We start from the raw sequence: 16,980 nt of genomic DNA, 5'->3' as shown, positions 1-16,980 counted from the left end.
CGGCCGTCCTGATGAGTGGGATGGACCGGCCACCGGGCTCGGCTCGCGGGCGAGCATGTCCGGAAGCGGGCCGCCGCGGGCGCGCCGCATCCTGCCGAGAGCGACCGGAACGGTATGCCGATGATGTCTGAACGGGCCTGGGACGAGGAATACGACGTGGTGGTCGCCGGTTCCGGGGGCGGCGCGCTGACCGGCGCTTACACCGCGGCACGCGAAGGACTCTCGGTACTCGTCGTGGAGTCGACCGAGTACTTCGGCGGTACGACGGCCTACTCCGGCGGCGGGCTCTGGTTGCCGGGCAACGCGGCGCTGCGCCGCGCGGGCGATGACGACCGGCCACAGGATGCGCGAGCCTACTATCGCGCGGTCGTCGGTGAACGCACCCCGCGCGCGCTGCAGGATGCCTATCTGGACAACGGGCCCCGGCTGATCGATTACCTGGAAAGCGACGACGCCTTCGAGTTCCGCAAGTATCCGTGGCCGGACTACTACGGATCCGCGCCGAAGGCACGAGGCGACGGACGGCACATCATGGCTCCGTCGATGCCCGCGGCACGGCTCGGCTCGCTGCGCGAACGGTTGCGTCCACCGTTGCCGAGCGATCGCGGTGAAGTGCCGCTCCCGGACGAGCTGATCGGCGGTCAGTCGCTGCTCGGCAGGCTGTTGCTGGCCCTTTCCCGGCGCGACGGCGTCACCATGCGCACGGCCGCGAGGTGCGAAGGGCTGCTCGGTGACGGTGTGGCTGTGCAGGGCGCGCTGGTCTCGACGGGGCAGGGGAGACGGCGGATCGGTGCACGACGCGGGGTGCTGATCGCCTCCGGTGGATTCGAACGCAACCAGGGACTGCGCGATCGGTACGGAGTGCCCGGCGCGGCACGGGATTCGATGGCCCCGCAAGGAAATCAGGGTGCGGCGATCCAGGCTGCGATCGAGTTCGGCGCGGACACCGATCTGATGTCCGAGGCGTGGTGGTCGCCGGGGATCACGCATCCCGACGGCCGGTCCACGTTTTCCCTCTGGTTCACCGGCGGGATCTTCGTCGACGTGCACGGCGAGCGGTTCGTGAACGAGTCGCTGCCCTACGACCGGATCGGCCGTGTGGTGCTGGACCGGTTGCGCGATGGGGATATCCGCTTGCCGTTCTGGATGGTCTACGACGACCGGTCGGGCGCACGGCCACCGGTGCAGTCGACCAGCGTCCCGCTCGGTGAGTCCTCCGATTACGAGCGGGCGGGACTGTGGCACAGCGCCGCCACTCTCGGCGGGCTGGCCGATCGGATCGGCGTGCCCGGCGATCGGCTTGCGGCGACCGTGCGGGGGTTCAACCGGATGGCCGAGTCCGGGGTGGACACCGATTTCCGGCGAGGGGAGGAGCCCTACGATCGATTCTTCACGGGTGACCGGTCGCCGCTGGTGCCCATCGAGCAGCCGCCGTTCCACGCGGTGGCCTTCGGGCTTTCGGATCTCGGCACCAAAGGCGGGCTGTGCACCGATCCGGACGCGCGGGTGCTGGACGTCTCCGGCGCGCCGATCCAGGGACTGTACGCGGCGGGCAACTCGATGGCCGCGGTGAGCGGGACGGCCTACCCCGGCGGTGGCAACCCGATCGGTTCCTCCATGGTGTTCAGCCATCTCGCCGCGCTGCACATGGCGCAGCGGCGATGAGCGCCGACCGGGTGGCCGTGGTCACCGGTGCGAGCCGCGGCGCGGGCAAGGGCATCGCACTGGCGCTCGGCACGACCGGGGCGACCGTGTACGTCACCGGGCGCACCGAGGTCGAGGGGGCCGCCCCGCTGCCGGGAACCGTCTACGCGACGGCTGAGGAGATCAGCGCCCGGGGCGGCACCGGCATCCCGGTGGTGTGCGACCACGCCGAGGACGAGCAGACGGCCGCGCTGTTCGACCGGGTGGAGCGGGCACACGGCAGGCTCGACATTCTGGTCAGCAACGCGTTCATCGTCCCGGACGAGCTGGTCGATCCGGGACCGTTCTGGCGGAAACCGCTTGCCATGCAACGGATGTTCGATGTCGGACTGCGGTCGAGCTACGTGTCCGGCTACTATGGGGCACCGCTGCTGACCCGGAGCCCGGCCGGTCTGCTGGTGCACACCTCCGCGTTCGGCGGCATGTGCTACATGCACGGTCCCGCCTACGGTGCGGTGAAGGCCGGCGTGGACAAGATGGCGCACGATATGGCGCACGATCTGCGGCCGCACGGTGTGGCGGCGGTGTCGGTCTGGATGGGGCTGCTGCGCACCGAACGCACCGAGGCTGTGCTTGCCGCGGGGAACGAGCGCTACGGGAAACTGGCCGGGCTGGCGGAATCTCCGGAGTTCACCGGCCGGGTGATCGCTGCGCTGGCCGATTCCCCGGACCGGATGGCCTACTCCGGCCGGGTGCTGGTCGGCGCCGAGCTCGGTGAAGAACTCGGCGTGCTCGACGTGGACGGCAAGGCACCCGTCTCGAATCGCCGGTTCCTCGCGCCGCCACCCGAGTACAGCTCTGTGGTCGTCGACTGACGTGTTCCGTCGATCGGGCGGATTCCCCGGCCGCACCGGGCGCGGACCGCTGTCCGGCGGGCGTCAGCGCAGCCTGCGGATGGTGTCCCGGTCAGCAGGATCGGGCGGGATCGGGTTCCGTCGGCCCGATTAACGTCGATGATCTCCGGTGTTCAGTGAGGCTCCGTTGTTCGATGAGGAAGGGACCGTGGTCGACGTGTCAGCTGTCGATGCCAACGACGCCGAAGTGCGTTCCATTGAGGCCACCGAGGTCACCACACGATTCGCTCGTGGCTGGCATTGCCTGGGGCTGGCCAGCAGCTACGGCGATGGCCAGCCGCACACGATCAACGCGTTCGGCGGCAAACTGGTGGTGTTCCAGGGCGAGGACGGCACCGTCAACGTGCTCGACGCCTACTGCAGGCATATGGGCGGCGACCTCAGCCAGGGATCCGTGCGGGGCAACGAGATCGCCTGCCCGTTCCACGACTGGCGCTGGGGCGGCGACGGACGGTGCAAGCAGATCCCGTACTCACGCCGGGTGCCGCTGCGGGCCAGGACCAAGGCGTGGCCGACGATGCAGCGCGACGGGCTGCTGTTCGTCTGGAACGACCCGGAGGGTAACCAGCCTCCCGAGGAGTTCGCCGTGCCCGCGATCCGTGGGCTCGAGGAAGGCGAGTGGACCGATTGGCTGTGGAAACCGATCCTGGTCAACGTCAACTGCCGGGAGATCATCGACAACGTGGTCGACATGGCGCACTTCTTCTATGTGCACGGTGCGTTCCCGACCTCCTGCCGCAATGTGTTCGAAGGGCACGTGGCCACCCAGTACTACGAGGGGCATCAGCGTGACGATCTGCTGATGTACGTGGACGAGGACGGAAAGCCGATGCCGAAGCTGCTCAAGCAGTACTCCGAGGCGTCGTACTACGGACCATCCTACATGATCGACTACCTGAGCTACGAGTTCGAGGCAGGCATGGTCGACACGGTGCTGATCAACTGCCACTACCCCGTGACCAAGGACAGCTTCATCCTGCAATACGGGCTGCGAGTGAAGAAACCGGAAGGTATGCCCACCGAGGAGTCCGAGTCGATGGCCAAGGCGATGGCCAAGGGCGTCGAGGCCGGGTTCCTGCAGGACGTGCAGATCTGGAAGAACAAGGCGCGCATCGACAACCCACTGTTGTGCGAGGAGGACGGTCCGGTCTATCAGTTGCGCCGTTGGTACGAACAGTTCTATGTGGACGCCGCCGAGGTGACCCCGGAGATGACCGATCGGTTCGAATTCGAGATCGATACCTCGAAGGCCATCGAAGCCTGGAAGCAGGAAGTGGCCGACAACCTCGCCAAGCAGCAGGCAGTCGGCGTATGACGGCTGTACTCGACCGGCACGGTGGCGAGCCGATCGGGCCCGCCCGGGGCGAGGACGCCGGATGTCGGTGACACATTCCTACAAGCTTCGGGTCGCGGCGATCCGTGCCGAGACCGAGGACGCCCGTTCGATCGTGCTGGAACCGGAGGAGGGTGATGCCGAGCGGTTCAGCTACCGCCCCGGCCAGTTCCTCACGATCAACGTGCCGACCGATCGGGAGGGCGGGGCGGCGCGCTGCTATTCGCTGTCCAGTTCGCCACTGCTCCGCGAGCCGATGCAGGTGACGGTGAAACGCACCGGCGAGGGGTATGGCTCGAACTGGCTCTGCGACAACCTGAACGTCGGCGACGAGCTCGAAGTGCTGCGGCCCTCGGGAATGTTCACGCCGTCCTCGCTGGACGCGGATCTGCTGCTGGTCGCCGCGGGCAGCGGCATCACCCCGATGATGTCGATCCTCAAGTCGGTGCTGCACGGCGGCACCGGCCGGGTGGCGCTGATCTATGCCAACCGCGACGAGCAGTCGGTGATCTTCGGCGAGGAACTGCTCGCCCTGCAAGGAAAACACCCGGACCGGCTGCACACGGTGCATCTGCTGGAATCGGTACAGGGGCTGCCCTCGATGGAGCTGTTGCGCGAGCATCTGCGCCCGTACCGGGACCGCGAGATGTACGTCTGCGGACCGCAGCCCTACATGGCCGCGGTCACCGCCGCCGCGGCCGCCGCCGGTGTGGCCGCCGAACGCGTCCGCCAGGAGAAGTTCTTCTCGCTGGACACCGATCCCTTCGCGGAGCCGCGGTCCGCACTCGACCACAGCGGCCCCTCGGCCACCGTGGAAGTACAGCTCGAAGGCGAGACACAGACCGTATCCTGCCCGAAGGGCGAGCGGATGCTGGACGCGTTCCTGGAGGCCGGTGTGGACGCGCCGTTCTCCTGCCGGGAGGGAAACTGCAGTGCCTGCGCCTGCTTCGTCCTGGAAGGGGAAGTCGAGATGCTGCGCAACGAGGTACTCGAACCCGAGGACCTCGCCGACGGCATCGTACTGGCCTGCCAGTCCGTCCCGCTGAGTGATCACCTCCGGGTCAGCTATGACGAATGAGCACCGGGACGCGATCACTCTCCCGGTCGGCGAGAGCCGCCGGGTGCCCAGGCCCCCGCCCTTGACAGGATTCCAGGCGGGAGCGGGGAATCCCGTCGAAGACGAACTCACCGAGACCGTGCCCGGACTCGTGTGTGCCCAGATCCACAGCAGACCAACGGAGTTGGGGATGGCATGAGCCAGAAGACAATCGAGTTCCTGAACGAGAACGCGGACCGGATCGCCGAGCTCGGCCCGAGCAACGAGAAGCTGGGCCGCCTTGACGACAGGGCAGCCCGTCTCATCCGGGATTCCGGCATCATCCGGATGCAGCAGCCGGAGAAGTACGGCGGTTCGGAGAGCCACCCGGTGGAGTTCGCCGAAGCGGTGATGAGGCTGGCCGCGCTGGACGGATCCTCCGGCTGGGTGGCCGGCGTCGTCGGGGTGCATCCCTGGGAGCTGGCGATGGCCGATCCGCGGGTGCAGGAGGAGGTGTGGGGCGAGAACCAGGAGACCTGGATGGCCTCGCCGTACGCTCCGATGGGTGTGCTGCGTCCGGTGGACGGCGGCTACCTTTTCAGCGGTCACTGGCAGTTCTCTTCCGGGACCGACCACTGCGACTGGCTCTTCCTCGGCGCGGTGATCGGGGATGCGGACGGCAAGCCACTGCCCGAAGTGGAGCAGATGCACGTGCTCATTCCGCGCGCCGACTACCGGATCGTCGAGGACTCCTGGGATGTCGTGGGACTGCGCGGGACCGGGAGCAAGGACATCCTCGTCGAGGACGCCTTCGTCCCGGACTACCGGGTGCTCACCTACGATCGGGTCGCCTGCGGGGAAGCGGCGGCCGAGGCCGGATTGACGAATCCGCTCTACCGGATGCCGTTCACCCAGGCGTTCCCGCTCGGCATCACCGCCTCGGTGATCGGGATGGCCGAGGGCGCGCTGGCCCATCACCTCGCCTATCAGCGCAACCGTGTGCAGGTCACCGGGACCCAGATCCGCGATGACCCCTATGTGCTCTACGCGGTCGGTGAGGCATCCGCGGAGATCGCCGCGTCCCGTTCGGCGTTGCTGGACAACATCAAGTGGTTCTACGACCGGGCCGCGGCCGGGGAATGGCCGAGCTTCGCCGAGCGGGCGCGGGGGCGCAGGACCCAGATCCAGGCCGCGCGCCGGGCTGTGCGCGCGCTCGATGAGATCGTCGATCGCTCCGGCGGCAATGGGATGCGGATGAACCATCCGATCCAGCGTTTCTGGCGGGACGCGCACATGGGCATGGTGCACGCGGTGCACGTTCCGGGCGCGGCGTTCCATTCCTCGGCGCTCGGCGGACTGGACATCGAGCCACCCCCTGGCCCGTTGCGGGTCATGATCTGAAAACACAATCCGAACGGGGAAACGCAATGAGTGAAATTCGCGGTCTCGGGTACGTCAAAGTGCAGACGGCCGACATCGAACGGTGGCGGGAGCTGGCCATCGACTGTCTCGGGTTCGCCGAAGGCAGCGGACCGGAGCCGGGCGGCCTGTATCTGCGGGTCGATGAGCGCGCGGCGCGGGTCAGCGTGTTGCCCGGCGTCCTCGACCAGGTGCTGGCCGTCGGCTGGGAAGCGCGGGACCAGTTCGCACTGGCCGCGATCGGCCGGGCGGTCGAGTCCGCGGGTATCGCGGTCAAGCAGCTCTCACCCGCCGAGGCGGCCGCAAGGGACGTGGAACAGGCCATCACCTTCACCGACCCGGCGGGGGTCGAGGTGGAGGTCTTCTTCGGCCCGGTGCTCGACCATTCCCCACTGCTGACCGGTCTCGGGCAGCGCTTCGTCACCGGGGCACAGGGGCTCGGGCACATCGTGCTGCCGACCACGGCGGTGCAGGAGACGGTTTCCTTCTACACCGAGGTTCTCGGCTTCCTGCCGCGCGGCGCGATGAAGGCCGGGCCGCCGGATGCCGATGGGGCCGCGCCGCGGATCCGGTTCATGGGCGTCAACCAGCGCCACCACAGCCTCGCGGTGCTGCCCGCCGAGCAGGTCGGTGCGCCCGGTGTGGTGCACCTGATGGTCGAGGTCGACTCGCTGGACGCGGTCGGCAGGGCACTGGACCGGGTGCGCGGTGCCGGGTTCTCGATCTCCTCGACACTTGGCAGGCACACCAACGACAAGATGGTCTCGTTCTACGTCCGGGCCCCCGGTGGCTGGGACATCGAGTACGGCACCCAGGGCATGCTGGTCGACGAGGATTCCTACACCGCTGAGGAGATCACCGCGGATTCCTACTGGGGCCACGATTGGTCCGCCGCCGAACCGCTGGCGACACTGAGCGCGGACGACTGATCATCCGCACATCCGGCCCGGCTCGCTGTTCGCCAGTGAGCCGGGCCGGAACGCTGCCCGGCCCCGTCGGAGGCCGGTCAGCTGCCGGTCTCGTCCTGGATACCGAACCCGCCGCGGTGGAAGACCATCGGACGCCGGTGCGCGCCGGGCTCCTCGATCTCGAGCACGGTCCCTATCACCACATCGTGGTCCCCGGCCACGTGGACATCGTCCACCGCGCAGTGGGCGCGGATGAGCACCCCGGGCAGATTGGGTGTGTCCCAACGGGATCGTTGCCAGGGCAGGCCGTCGAACTTCCGGCCCTGACGGGTTCCGAACCGTGCGCAGAGCTCGTCCTGTTCCTCGGCGAGCACGTTGATGCTGAACCGCCCGGCAGCACGGATCAGCGGCCAGGCCCGGCCGCGGTGGTCCGCGCAGAACAGCACCAGCGGCGGTTCGAGTGAGACGCTGGCAAAGGCCTGGCAGGCGAAGCCGACCGGGGTGTCCTCGTCGAGGCCGCACACGACGGTCACACCGGTCGCGAAATTGCCCATCGCCCGGCGCATCGTGTGTGGTGTCGGTGCGGTCTCACTCCGCGACGGCACGGTTCTCGAAACGGTCATGGGGTCCACGCTAGATCCGCCGGGAGCCGTGCTGGGTGCTCATCCCGTTGATCAACCTCCTGGTCCGGAGAGTCGCTGCGCCGGTCCCCACCGGATCGGAAACGTCCCGTTGACCGGGATTTCCGGCGAGCGCGGTGGCCTACTCCTGAGCGATGTCCAACTCGCCGGAGACCGCCGCGCGGGAGATCGACTCGCTGAGTGCGGTACAGGCCGCGAACGGCACACCCTTCTCCCGGTGCCGTTGCCGTTCGAGGCAGGCCGCGGATGCGGTGCAGTCCCACTGGATACTGGTCTGCTGCCAGCTGGCCTTGCGCACCAGTACCTCGGCGGCACAGGTGCGGCACGACAGTGTCGTCATGGGCAGGTCCGCCAGCCGATTGTCCTCACGAATCACGATCGTCCCGATCCCTTCCGTTGTACCGAGGGCGGTTACGGTAGCGCCGACCGGGCATGTACGGGGCTCGGTTCCCGGTGGGCGGGACGAAACCTGGCAGCGGCGTCGGCGGATGGCCCACTATGGCGGCGGTGCGGTTGGGAGTGTGTCGATGAACCAGGTCAGGGAAGCGGTGCGCGAACTGCTCGAGGGGATCGCGTCCCGGGCAGCGGACGCCGACACCGAGGGGGCGGTGCCCGAACGGACCGTGACGGAGCTGAAGGCCGCCGGCGTGTTCCGGATGCTGCAGCCGAAGCGGTTCGGTGGGATGGAAACGAACCCGGTCGAGTTTTACCAGGTGGTCCGCGAACTGTCCGCGGCCTGCGGGTCCACCGGCTGGATCACCGCGGTGCTCGGTGTGCACCCATGGCAACTGGGGCTGTTCGACGAGCGGGCCCAGCAGGAGGTGTGGGGGCAGGACGCGGACACCCTGGTGTCCTCGGCCTACGCTCCGGTCGGTTGGCTCGAACCGGTGGGGGAGAACGGATACCGGCTGTCCGGGCAGTGGAGCTTCTCCTCGGGATGCGGGCATGCGAGCTGGGCGTTGCTCGGCGCCTGTGTGCTCGGGCAGGACGGCAGGCCGGTGGATGTGCTCAGCGTGCTGGTGCCCCGGACCGACTACACGATCAAGCGGACCTGGGATGCCACCGGGCTGCGCGGGACGGCCAGCGACGACATCCTCGTCGGGAACGCCTTCGTCCCAGAGCACCGTTGCATCCGCAACTACGACCAGGTCCAGCTGCGCGGGCCGGGCCAGCGGGTGAACAGCGGGCCGCTGTACCGGATGCCGTTCGCCTCGATCTTCACCACCACGGTCACCGCGCCGCTGATCGGCATCGTGACCGGCTGCTACCGCGACTACCTCACCGTGCTGCGCGACCGGGTGCGCCTGAGCTACGGAGGGGACCGGTTCGTCGACGACCCGTTCGCCCACGTGGCGGTGGCCAGGGCTGCCTCGGAGGTCGACGCCGCCGTATTGCAGCAGGAGCGCAACATCCGCGAGCTCTACGAATGCGCCCTCGGCGGGCGCGAGATCCCGATGGAGCTGCGCCTGCGCACCCGGCGGGACCAGGTGCGCGGCACCGAACGCGCGCTGGAGGCCATCGACATCCTGTTCAAGATGGCCGGGGGCAACTCGCTGCGGCGCGGCAACCCGATCGAACGCGCCTGGCGGGACGCGCACGCGGGCAGCGTGCACGTGGCCAACGACGTCGAGCGGGCACTGGCCATGTACGGCCGCGGCGAGTTCGGGTTCACCGTGGAGGACAATCTCATCTGAGCCGTGTGCTCAGTCCACTGTGGACGCCCAGATCGATGCCCTTGGTCTCCGGCATGCGCACCAGGGCCAGGATGCCGATCAGTGCGAGCACGACCGCGTATCCGGTGAACACCTCCGGAAAGCCCCGTGCGGTGAGCCAGGAGTCGAGATACGGCGCCGTACCACCGAAGATCGCGGCGGAGATCGACACCGCGAGACCGACACCCGCGGCCCTGGCCCGGGTACTGAACAGCTCGGCGAACAGGGCGACCTGGATGCTCCCGCTGAACGACTGCACCACCAGGGCCAGCATCATGGCCAGCAGCAGGCTCATCGGATGGGGGCCGAGCAACGCGGAGAGTGGGAACGCCAGCGCTGCCGAGCCGATACCCCAGACGATCAGGTTGAACTTCCGGCCGTACCGGTCGGAGATCATGCCCGCCAACGGAAGCGTGCTGAGGAACAACAGGTTGGCTCCCATGCCGACCCACAGCGCCGCGGTGTCGTTCATGCCGTGGAAGCTGATGGCATAGGCGGGTGCGTTCACCGACCACACGTAGTTGATCATCGTGCTGCCCGCCACGATGGCCACGACCCGCAGCAGCGCGCCGCGGTGTGCCCACAGCCCGGTGACGCGCCGGTCCGCCGCGACCGTCTCCGCGGAGCGGGTGAACACCTCCGGCTCGTGCAGGCCCCGGCGCAGCCACAGGCCCAGTAGCGCGAGCAGCCCGCCGATCACGAACGGAACCCGCCAGCCCCACGCGCCCATCTGCTCCTCGCTGATCCCGGTCCGCAGCAGCGCGCCGACCAGAGTCGCCAGCACCGTACCGACCACGGTGGACATCGTCACGGTGCTGCCCCACAGACCGCGCTTGGCCGCGGGAGCAATCTCGGCGATGTAGGTGTAGGCCCCGCCGAGTTCACCGCCGTGCGCGAAGCCCTGTGCGCACCGGAGCACCAGCAGCCACACCGAGGCACCCAGTCCGATCTGCCGGTAGGTCGGGCTGAGCGCGAGCAGGATGCTGCCCGCGGCGACGATCATCATCGTCAGGACGAGGACACCGCGGCGGCCACGGCGATCGGCGATCCGGCCGAAGACGAGGCCGCCGAGCGGGCGCATCACGAATCCGGCCGCGAAGGTCGCCAATGTGGAGAGCAGACTGGAGACGCCATCGCCGTTGCCGAAGAAGTCATCGGCGAAATAGACGGCGAAAACCGCGAAGATCGACCAGTCGTACCATTCGAGCGCGTTACCCAGATTCACCGCGAGGAAAGTCCTGGCGCCCGGACGGTGTAAGTGCTCGTTCCCGGTGGATGCGGACACCAGCCGGGGATCGACCGAAGACATCACTGCACTCCTTTGTGGCAGTTCGTTCGGAGCTCGCCGGTGCCGGTGTGGCGCGTGCCCATCCGGCGAGTCAGGCACCTCGTGCGTCGAACCGGTAGACCTCGAAAACCTGGTCCGGGCAGACCATCCGGCAGGCGGTGCAGCCGGTACACCCGGACTGCAGCAGGGGATAGCGGTAGCCGGTCTCGTTCACCTCGGTCGACATCACCAGTACATCGGGTGGGCACGCCTCGATGCAGAGCTCGCAGCCCTTGCACCGCTCGGTGTCGATGACCACCGTTCCCCGTGGTTGGTTCATTTCGCCGCTCCCTTCCGTGCTCGGCGTTTCGACTCCAGCACGTCGAGGGTCCGCGCGATCTCGGCATGGTCGCGCCGGTCCGCGTCCTCGTCTTCCTCCTCGCCGATCACCTCGCGCTCCCGCAGTGTCTGCACCGCCAGTTCGCCGAGCATCCAGATGTGTTCGACGACGGCTTCGGTCGCCGCGTCCGGATCACCACGTCCGATCGCCGCGTGCTCGGCGCGCAGCAGGTCGCGTTCGCGGTCGATCGAGCGGGGCATCGTCAACCGGGACGCGGCGGGGACGAGTCCGCTGAAGGTGCGCAGTACGGCGCGCAGCCTGCTTCCGGCGAAGGCACGGTTGACGATTCGCCGGTACTCGCGCGCCTTGATCTCGAACTCGTCGACCGAATCGGCCTCCTCGATCTCGGCGATCGCGGTGTCCAGCGCCTCCAGCACGGCAGGATCACGTCGTTCGGCGACCCGTCTGCTGCTGAGTGCGGTCAGTAGTCCGTAGAGTTCGAAACTCTCCCGGACCGCCGCGGCGTCGAGGTCGGCCACGAAGGCGCCGCGGTGATACCGGATCTCGACGAGCCCGTCACGCTCCAGCATCACCAGGGCCTCGCGTACCGGAGCCCTGCTCACCCCGAGCATCTCGGCGAGGCCATCGATGTCGATCCGGTCACCAGGGCGGAGTTCTCCGGCGAACAGCAGGTCGAGCACGTTGTCGGCGACCGCGTCACTGGTCTTGACCCGGACCAGGCGCGACCGGGCCTGCGCGGGGGTGAGGCCCGCCTCGTACCCGGTCATGCGCCTGCTCCGGACGGCTTCGGCCGGGCGCGGAGGTCGCCGAGCGGGAAGACCTGCTCCATCGATTCCGCGAGGTAGTCCGGACCTTGTGGGGCGCCGACGAACCAGCCGGTGGGACACATGGTGAGGATCTCCACGAGGCTGAATCCCTCACCGGCGAGCTGGCTTTCGAAAGCGGCGCGGATCATTCGCTTGGTCCGGGCTATCGATCCGGCTGTGCCCACCGCGCCGCGAGCGACATAGCCGACGCCGTCGAGGCTCGCGACCAGATCGGCGACCGGGATCGGATGCCCGTGCAGTCCTGGGTCGCGCCCCTCGATGCTCGTCTTCGTGCGCTGGCCGAGTACGGTCGTCGCGGTCTGCTGTCCTCCGGTATCCCCGAACACCCCGTTGTTGAGCAGAATCGCGGTGACGTTCTCCCCGCGTGCCGCGGTGTGCAGCACTTCCTGCAGTCCCTCGTTGACCATGTCGCCGTCCCCCTGCATCGTGAACACGGCGGTCTGCGGGCGCATCCGTTTGATCCCGGTAGCGCAGGACGGCGCCCGCCCGTGCAGGCACTGCAACACGTCGACGTCCATGATCCGGACGAAGCTGCCGTAACAGCCGTGCCCGACCACGCCGATGGAGTTGTTCACGATGCCGAGATCCTGCAGGGTCTCCAGCAGGATGCGCAGCGCGACCGGTTCCCCGCAGCCGGGGCAGAGCCCGTGCTCGCCGAGCATGAGCGAAGGGCGGAAATCGGCGACCTTGCGCGCCTTGCCGTCGGCCGGTGGACGGTCGGTCGGAACGATCCGGAGTTCCTGGGTCATGATGTACTCCTTGTCGAATCCTCGGCGATGGCGGCGAGAATGCGCGCACGGATCTCCGGGGCGTCGAGCAGCGGCCCGTACGAGAGTCCGGATTCGTGGATGCTGACGCCGCCGATGAACCGGATCGCGTCGCGGTCCCTGGCGTACTGCCGCACATCCTCGAGCATCTGCCCGGCGTTCAGCTCGAACACCAGCACGCGCTTGATCCCGGCGGTCGCCCCGGCCAGCGCGGGACCGGGGAACGGCCACAGCGAGATCGGCCGGAACCAGCCGATCCGGTGTCCTTCGGCGCGCAATTCCTCCACGACGTGTTCGATGAACTTGGCCGCCGAGCCGAACGACACCACGAGAGTGTCGGCATCCTCGGCGTAGCGCTGCTCGCTGCGCTGTTCGAGCTCGGCGATCCGGTCGAACTTCGCGGCCACCTGCTGCCAGTGTCCGTCCGGCCCGAGCCCGGGATTCGTGGCCTTGCCCATCGCCCAGGTCCAGATCTGGCGGGATTCCCCGGTGCCGCCGCCGGTTCCGTCCAGCGCCCAGTCCTGCGGCGGCAACTCGTCGAATTCGATCCTGCGCAGGTGCACGCCGACCCTGGTCTGGGCCAGCAGCGGGTCCCCGTAGAGGAGCGTCGGCGCCCGGTAGCGCCGGGAGAGGTGGAACAGCAGCTGGGTGTGCTCGACGGCTTCGGGGATGTCCTTGGGCGCCAAGGCGATGGTGCGGTAGTCGCCCCAGCCGCCGCCCCTGGTCGCCTGGAAGTAGTCCTGCTGGTTACGGGCCAGGTTGAACACGACCATGGGCGTCTCGTTGAGCGCGGCCTCGGCGATGGTCTCCTGCATGAGCGCGAGGCCCTGGCCGCAGGAGCCGGTAGCCGCCATCGCCCCGGTCGCGCCCGCACCGAGCGCCATGTTCGCGCCCTCGATCTCGCTCTCGGCGTTGATGCAGACACCGCCGTTCTCGGGCAGTGCCCGGGACATGTGCTCGAGCAGCGGGGTGAACGGGGAGATCGGGTAACCGGCGAAGAACCGGCAGCCCGCGAGGATGGCCGATTCGGCGATGGCCGTTGCCCCTTCGAGCAACTGCATGGATGGCTTGGCGACGGCGGTGTTCACCTCGGTGCCTCCTGCCCGGCGACCGCGGCGGCTCCCGCGGACAGCGCCTCGGCGTTCTTGGTCGCGTGCTGGGCCCGGTACGGCGGCAGCAGCGCGGTCATCGCGGTGACGAGTTCCGCCTCCGGCACCAGTCCGGTCAGCCTGTTGAACGCGCCGAGCAGGATGAACCCGCTCGCCTGCGGCGCACCGAGCTCCGTGGCCATCGCGGTCGCCGGGACCTCGACCACCCGGTGATGCTCGCGTCCCGCACCGCTGTCCACCACCGAGGAGTTGCGCAACAGCAGGCCGCCTTCGCGCAGGCGCTGCGGCACCGGTCCGGCGAACTTGTGGCTGGCCACGATCGCCGCCGTCGCGCTCGGCAGGATCGGCAGTGAGCGCAGCGGTTCGGTACCGATCACGACGGAGGCGTTCGAGGGGCCGCCGCGCATCTCACCGCCGTAGTCGGCGGCGAGCATGGCGTGTTTGCCGGTGTTGGTGGCGGCCTGCGCGAGTGTCTTGCCGATCAGCTGGATGCCCTGGCCACCGATCCCGATCAGGAGGAGCTGGAGTTCGGCCGGAGGGGCGGCCGGGCGGGCGCTTGTCATGTTTTGATTTTTAATCCAAAATGAGATCCCGGTCAAGCCGGCGGATGAGGAGGACTCGACGTGAACCTGCTGATCGGTGACACGGTGGCGAACGCGGCGATCCTGGAACCCCGTGCGACCGCGGCTTCGCTGGGCGATGACACGATCTCGTTCGCCGATCTGGACGCCGAGGCCAACCGGGTGGCGCACGCCTTGCTCGGGCTCGGGTTGCGCCACGGTGATGTCCTCGGCTGGTGGTCGGGCACATCCCTGCGCTCGCTGGCGGGTTTTCTGGCCAGTGCGCGAATCGGGGCGATCTTCGCGCCGCTGTCCCCGGTGCTGAGCGCGGAGGAGACGGCAGGCATCGTGGACTATCTCCGCCCGCGCCTGGTCGCCGTGGACGAGGAACGCCGGGACGGCGCCCGCGATGCGGGCGCCGAGGTCGTCACCATGGACACGGACGCACCCGATGATCTGTTCACCCTCGCCGCGGCGGCCTCGAGCACGGAGGTCGACACCGAGCTCGCCGACACCGATCCGCACATCATCTACCTGACGAGCGGGAGTACGGGCCGTCCCAAGGGAGTCTCGGTCAGCCACCGCGCCACGTGGCTGCGGTCCACGTCCGGCGGGGCGAGTTTCGGCGGGATGATCCGCGGCGACGGTGGCCTGCTCACCAGTTTCCCGCTGTACCACTACGGCGGATGGCAGTACGTGATCGAGGCCTGGATGTCCCGCACCGCGGTCCATCTCGTGGAACGGGCCGACGCGCCGACCATGATGGCCGCGGTCGAGCGGCGCCGTCCGAGCGGGATGTACTGCATTCCGGCAGTCTGGGACCGGGTGCTGGCCGCGGACGGGGATCTGGGGTGCCTGCGTCATGCCTACACCGGAACCTCCCGCGTCGGCGACGATCTGCTCGAGCGGCTGCGCCATCGCGCTCCGAACGCGGAGCAGGCGGTCCTGTACGGCAGCAGTGAGGCCGGACCGGTCGCCGGGCTGCGGGAGTGGCAACTCGACGCGAAGCGTGGCAGCGTCGGCCGTCCGGCTCCGACCGGGGTGGTGAGCTTCGCGCCGGACGGGGAACTGCTCTTTCGCGGGCCGACGCTGATGAACTCCTATCTCCGCCTGCCGGAGGCGACCGCGGCCGCGGTCAGGGACGGTTGGTATTACTCGGGCGACATCGGGTACCGCGATGAGGACGGATTCATCCACATCACCGGCCGCAAGCGAGAAGTGATCCGCTCGGGAGGCGAGACCGTGGCGCCCGCCGAGGTGGAGGCCGCCTTACGGGAACTACCCGGGGTCGCGGACACCGCCGTGGTCGGGCTTCCCGACGAACAGTGGGGCGAGCTGGTCTGCGCGGTGGTCGTACCCGAGCCGGGGGTTCCGGTCCCGGATGTGGCCACGCTGCGCGCCGGGCTCGGTGGACTCGCGAACTACAAGCATCCGCGGCGGGTGGTCGTCACCGAGGTCATTCCGCGTACCCCGGCGACCGGGCAGGTGATGCGGTCCGCAGTGCGCGAGTCGGTGGTGCGCGAGTCCGGCACCGGGAGCGGGAATCGTTCGGGCAGCTGAGTCCGGCAAGCCGGAGCGATTCTCTCTTTCGCGCGGCCGGTTCGCGATCAGCGGCCGGAAAACCTGACCAAGACCGATCCGAGGGAGCACATCATGCCGAGCAAATCCGAGGAGGCGGCTTTCGCCCCGCGCAGCCCGGTCCTGGTGACCGGTGGCGCCTCCGGCATCGGTGCCGCCTGCGCGCGGCTGCTGGCCGCCCGCGGACGGCCGGTCGTCCTCTGGGACCGTGACGAACGGGGACTGGCCGTGGTGGCCGGGCAACTGGAGGTCCCCGTACAGACCACCGCGATCGATGTGTCCGAAGTGGACGGTTATCCGGCCGCGCTCGACACGGCACGCTCGGTCGTCGGCCGGATCGGCGGGTTCGTGCACGCGGCGGGGATCGTGGACTCGGGGCCGCTGACCGAGCTGGATCCGGCCGAGTGGCGGCGAGTTCTCGACGTCAACCTGACCGCCTACGGTTATCTGAGCGCCGCACTCGAAGAGGACCTCCGGGCGCTTCCGGGATCCGCCGTCGTCGGGATCTCCTCGATCAACGCGGCGCTCGGACAGGGCGGCATCCCCGCCTACAGCGCATCCAAGGCCGGGCTGCTCGGCCTGACCCGGTCGCTGGCCGCCCGGCTCGGACCCGCCGGTGTCCGGGTCAACGCGGTCTGCCCGGGCTACATCGAGACCCCCATGCTGCGCCGCAGCCTCGGTGATCGCGCGCGCTCGGACCGGATGAACCGGGACGCGATGCTCGGCAGGCTGGGGCAGCCGGAGGAGGTCGCCGGGGCGGTGCGATTCCTGCTCAGCGAGGAGGCCGCGTTCGTCACCGGGACAACCCTGTTCGTCGACGGCGGGGTCACGGCGAACGACCGGCTCTCGCCGCCGGCCCTCGGGGACGATCAGGCGTGACCGCCGGTCAGGGCACGAAACGCCT

17 protein-coding genes are annotated in these 16,980 nt (G+C 68.8%); 9 read left to right on the top strand and 8 right to left on the bottom strand.

The genetic code is table 11. The annotated features are described in order from the left end of the window. Positions 1–120 precede the first annotated feature (120 nt). The 6 genes from A37U_RS0130630 to A37U_RS0130605 all read left to right on the top strand — a co-directional run bounded on the left by A37U_RS0130630 (position 121) and on the right by A37U_RS0130605 (position 7,275). Positions 121–1,665, top strand: a complete 1,545-nt coding sequence (locus A37U_RS0130630; protein WP_205623062.1) for an FAD-binding protein — start codon at positions 121–123, stop codon at positions 1,663–1,665. Then, positions 1,662–2,519 carry an SDR family NAD(P)-dependent oxidoreductase gene (locus tag A37U_RS0130625; RefSeq protein ID WP_026197769.1) on the top strand — a complete coding sequence of 286 codons (858 nt, stop codon included), beginning with the start codon at positions 1,662–1,664 and terminating at the stop codon, positions 2,517–2,519. The genes A37U_RS0130630 and A37U_RS0130625 overlap by 4 nt, the downstream gene beginning before the upstream one ends. A gap of 196 nt (positions 2,520–2,715) precedes the next feature. Beyond that, the gene (locus A37U_RS0130620; protein WP_026197768.1) at positions 2,716–3,873 is read left to right on the top strand and encodes a 3-ketosteroid-9-alpha-monooxygenase, oxygenase component; all 1,158 of its coding nucleotides are present in this window, start codon (positions 2,716–2,718) and stop codon (positions 3,871–3,873) included. Between the two features lie 61 nt (positions 3,874–3,934). Next, positions 3,935–4,969, top strand: a complete 1,035-nt coding sequence (locus A37U_RS0130615) for a ferredoxin--NADP reductase (RefSeq protein WP_020500491.1) — start codon at positions 3,935–3,937, stop codon at positions 4,967–4,969. 174 nt (positions 4,970–5,143) lie between these two features. After that, positions 5,144–6,328, top strand: a complete 1,185-nt coding sequence (locus A37U_RS0130610) for an acyl-CoA dehydrogenase family protein (protein WP_020500490.1) — start codon at positions 5,144–5,146, stop codon at positions 6,326–6,328. A gap of 26 nt (positions 6,329–6,354) precedes the next feature. Next, complete coding sequence (locus A37U_RS0130605) at positions 6,355–7,275, top strand: VOC family protein (RefSeq protein WP_020500489.1); 921 nt, start codon at positions 6,355–6,357, stop codon at positions 7,273–7,275. 77 nt (positions 7,276–7,352) lie between these two features. On the opposite strand, the gene A37U_RS0130600 is transcribed toward A37U_RS0130605, so the two are convergent. Together A37U_RS0130600 and A37U_RS0130595 are read right to left on the bottom strand one after the other, a co-directional pair. Beyond that, complete coding sequence (locus A37U_RS0130600) at positions 7,353–7,877, bottom strand: flavin reductase family protein (RefSeq protein ID WP_040589116.1); 525 nt, start codon at positions 7,875–7,877, stop codon at positions 7,353–7,355. A 139-nt stretch (positions 7,878–8,016) separates the two neighbouring features. After that, entirely contained in the window at positions 8,017–8,235 is a 219-nt protein-coding gene (locus A37U_RS0130595; protein ID WP_205623061.1) for a ferredoxin, read from the bottom strand. Positions 8,236–8,422: 187 nt separating this feature from the next. On the opposite strand from A37U_RS0130595, the gene hsaA reads away from it, so the two are divergent. Continuing rightward, complete coding sequence (gene hsaA / locus A37U_RS0130590; protein ID WP_040589182.1) at positions 8,423–9,589, top strand: 3-hydroxy-9,10-secoandrosta-1,3,5(10)-triene-9,17-dione monooxygenase oxygenase subunit; 1,167 nt, start codon at positions 8,423–8,425, stop codon at positions 9,587–9,589. Here hsaA and A37U_RS0130585 read toward each other — a convergent pair. The 6 genes from A37U_RS0130585 to A37U_RS0130560 all read right to left on the bottom strand — a co-directional run bounded on the left by A37U_RS0130585 (position 9,582) and on the right by A37U_RS0130560 (position 14,501). Then, positions 9,582–10,916: an MFS transporter gene (locus A37U_RS0130585; RefSeq protein WP_020500485.1), complete on the bottom strand. Its 1,335-nt coding sequence runs from the start codon at positions 10,914–10,916 to the stop codon at positions 9,582–9,584. The genes hsaA and A37U_RS0130585 overlap by 8 nt on opposite strands. A gap of 70 nt (positions 10,917–10,986) precedes the next feature. Then, complete coding sequence (locus A37U_RS0130580) at positions 10,987–11,214, bottom strand: 4Fe-4S dicluster domain-containing protein (RefSeq protein WP_020500484.1); 228 nt, start codon at positions 11,212–11,214, stop codon at positions 10,987–10,989. Continuing rightward, a complete protein-coding gene (locus tag A37U_RS46195; protein ID WP_020500483.1) occupies positions 11,211–12,002 on the bottom strand; it encodes a GntR family transcriptional regulator in 792 nt (263 codons plus the stop codon). Before A37U_RS46195 ends, A37U_RS0130580 begins: the two co-directional genes overlap by 4 nt. Continuing rightward, on the bottom strand, positions 11,999–12,811 hold the full coding sequence (locus A37U_RS0130570) for a thiamine pyrophosphate-dependent enzyme (RefSeq protein WP_020500482.1): 813 nt from the start codon (positions 12,809–12,811) through the stop codon (positions 11,999–12,001). The genes A37U_RS46195 and A37U_RS0130570 overlap by 4 nt, the downstream gene beginning before the upstream one ends. Then, entirely contained in the window at positions 12,808–13,917 is a 1,110-nt protein-coding gene (locus A37U_RS0130565) for a hypothetical protein (protein WP_020500481.1), read from the bottom strand. Before A37U_RS0130565 ends, A37U_RS0130570 begins: the two co-directional genes overlap by 4 nt. Then, on the bottom strand, positions 13,914–14,501 hold the full coding sequence (locus A37U_RS0130560) for a 2-oxoacid:acceptor oxidoreductase family protein (RefSeq protein WP_020500480.1): 588 nt from the start codon (positions 14,499–14,501) through the stop codon (positions 13,914–13,916). The genes A37U_RS0130565 and A37U_RS0130560 overlap by 4 nt, the downstream gene beginning before the upstream one ends. A gap of 60 nt (positions 14,502–14,561) precedes the next feature. On the opposite strand from A37U_RS0130560, the gene A37U_RS0130555 reads away from it, so the two are divergent. Together A37U_RS0130555 and A37U_RS0130550 are read left to right on the top strand one after the other, a co-directional pair. Beyond that, positions 14,562–16,058: a class I adenylate-forming enzyme family protein gene (locus A37U_RS0130555; protein WP_020500479.1), complete on the top strand. Its 1,497-nt coding sequence runs from the start codon at positions 14,562–14,564 to the stop codon at positions 16,056–16,058. Positions 16,059–16,151: 93 nt separating this feature from the next. After that, on the top strand, positions 16,152–16,955 hold the full coding sequence (locus A37U_RS0130550; RefSeq protein WP_020500478.1) for an SDR family NAD(P)-dependent oxidoreductase: 804 nt from the start codon (positions 16,152–16,154) through the stop codon (positions 16,953–16,955). The last annotated feature ends 25 nt before the right edge of the window (positions 16,956–16,980 follow it).

It is taken from the genome of Sciscionella marina DSM 45152, from assembly GCF_000379465.1.
Lineage (GTDB): Bacteria > Actinomycetota > Actinomycetes > Mycobacteriales > Pseudonocardiaceae > Sciscionella > Sciscionella marina.
The sequence above is the reverse complement of the archived record's forward strand: the minus strand, read 5'-3'. Positions and strand labels throughout refer to the sequence as shown.

Bases quoted from the DNA above. Each gene is read 5' to 3' on its own strand.
- A37U_RS0130625 (WP_026197769.1), top strand. From the start codon at position 1,662: ATGAGCGCCGACCGGGTGGCCGTGGTCACCGGTGCGAGCCGCGGCGCG.
- A37U_RS0130595 (WP_205623061.1), bottom strand. From the start codon at position 8,235: ATGACGACACTGTCGTGCCGCACCTGTGCCGCCGAGGTACTGGTGCGC.
- A37U_RS0130610 (WP_020500490.1), top strand. From the start codon at position 5,144: ATGAGCCAGAAGACAATCGAGTTCCTGAACGAGAACGCGGACCGGATC.
- A37U_RS0130570 (WP_020500482.1), bottom strand. From the start codon at position 12,811: ATGACCCAGGAACTCCGGATCGTTCCGACCGACCGTCCACCGGCCGAC.
- hsaA (WP_040589182.1), top strand. From the start codon at position 8,423: ATGAACCAGGTCAGGGAAGCGGTGCGCGAACTGCTCGAGGGGATCGCG.
- A37U_RS0130585 (WP_020500485.1), bottom strand. From the start codon at position 10,916: ATGTCTTCGGTCGATCCCCGGCTGGTGTCCGCATCCACCGGGAACGAG.
- A37U_RS0130550 (WP_020500478.1), top strand. From the start codon at position 16,152: ATGCCGAGCAAATCCGAGGAGGCGGCTTTCGCCCCGCGCAGCCCGGTC.
- A37U_RS0130600 (WP_040589116.1), bottom strand. From the start codon at position 7,877: ATGACCGTTTCGAGAACCGTGCCGTCGCGGAGTGAGACCGCACCGACA.
- A37U_RS0130580 (WP_020500484.1), bottom strand. From the start codon at position 11,214: ATGAACCAACCACGGGGAACGGTGGTCATCGACACCGAGCGGTGCAAG.
- A37U_RS0130560 (WP_020500480.1), bottom strand. From the start codon at position 14,501: ATGACAAGCGCCCGCCCGGCCGCCCCTCCGGCCGAACTCCAGCTCCTC.
- A37U_RS0130615 (WP_020500491.1), top strand. From the start codon at position 3,935: ATGTCGGTGACACATTCCTACAAGCTTCGGGTCGCGGCGATCCGTGCC.
- A37U_RS0130630 (WP_205623062.1), top strand. From the start codon at position 121: ATGATGTCTGAACGGGCCTGGGACGAGGAATACGACGTGGTGGTCGCC.
- A37U_RS0130605 (WP_020500489.1), top strand. From the start codon at position 6,355: ATGAGTGAAATTCGCGGTCTCGGGTACGTCAAAGTGCAGACGGCCGAC.
- A37U_RS46195 (WP_020500483.1), bottom strand. From the start codon at position 12,002: ATGACCGGGTACGAGGCGGGCCTCACCCCCGCGCAGGCCCGGTCGCGC.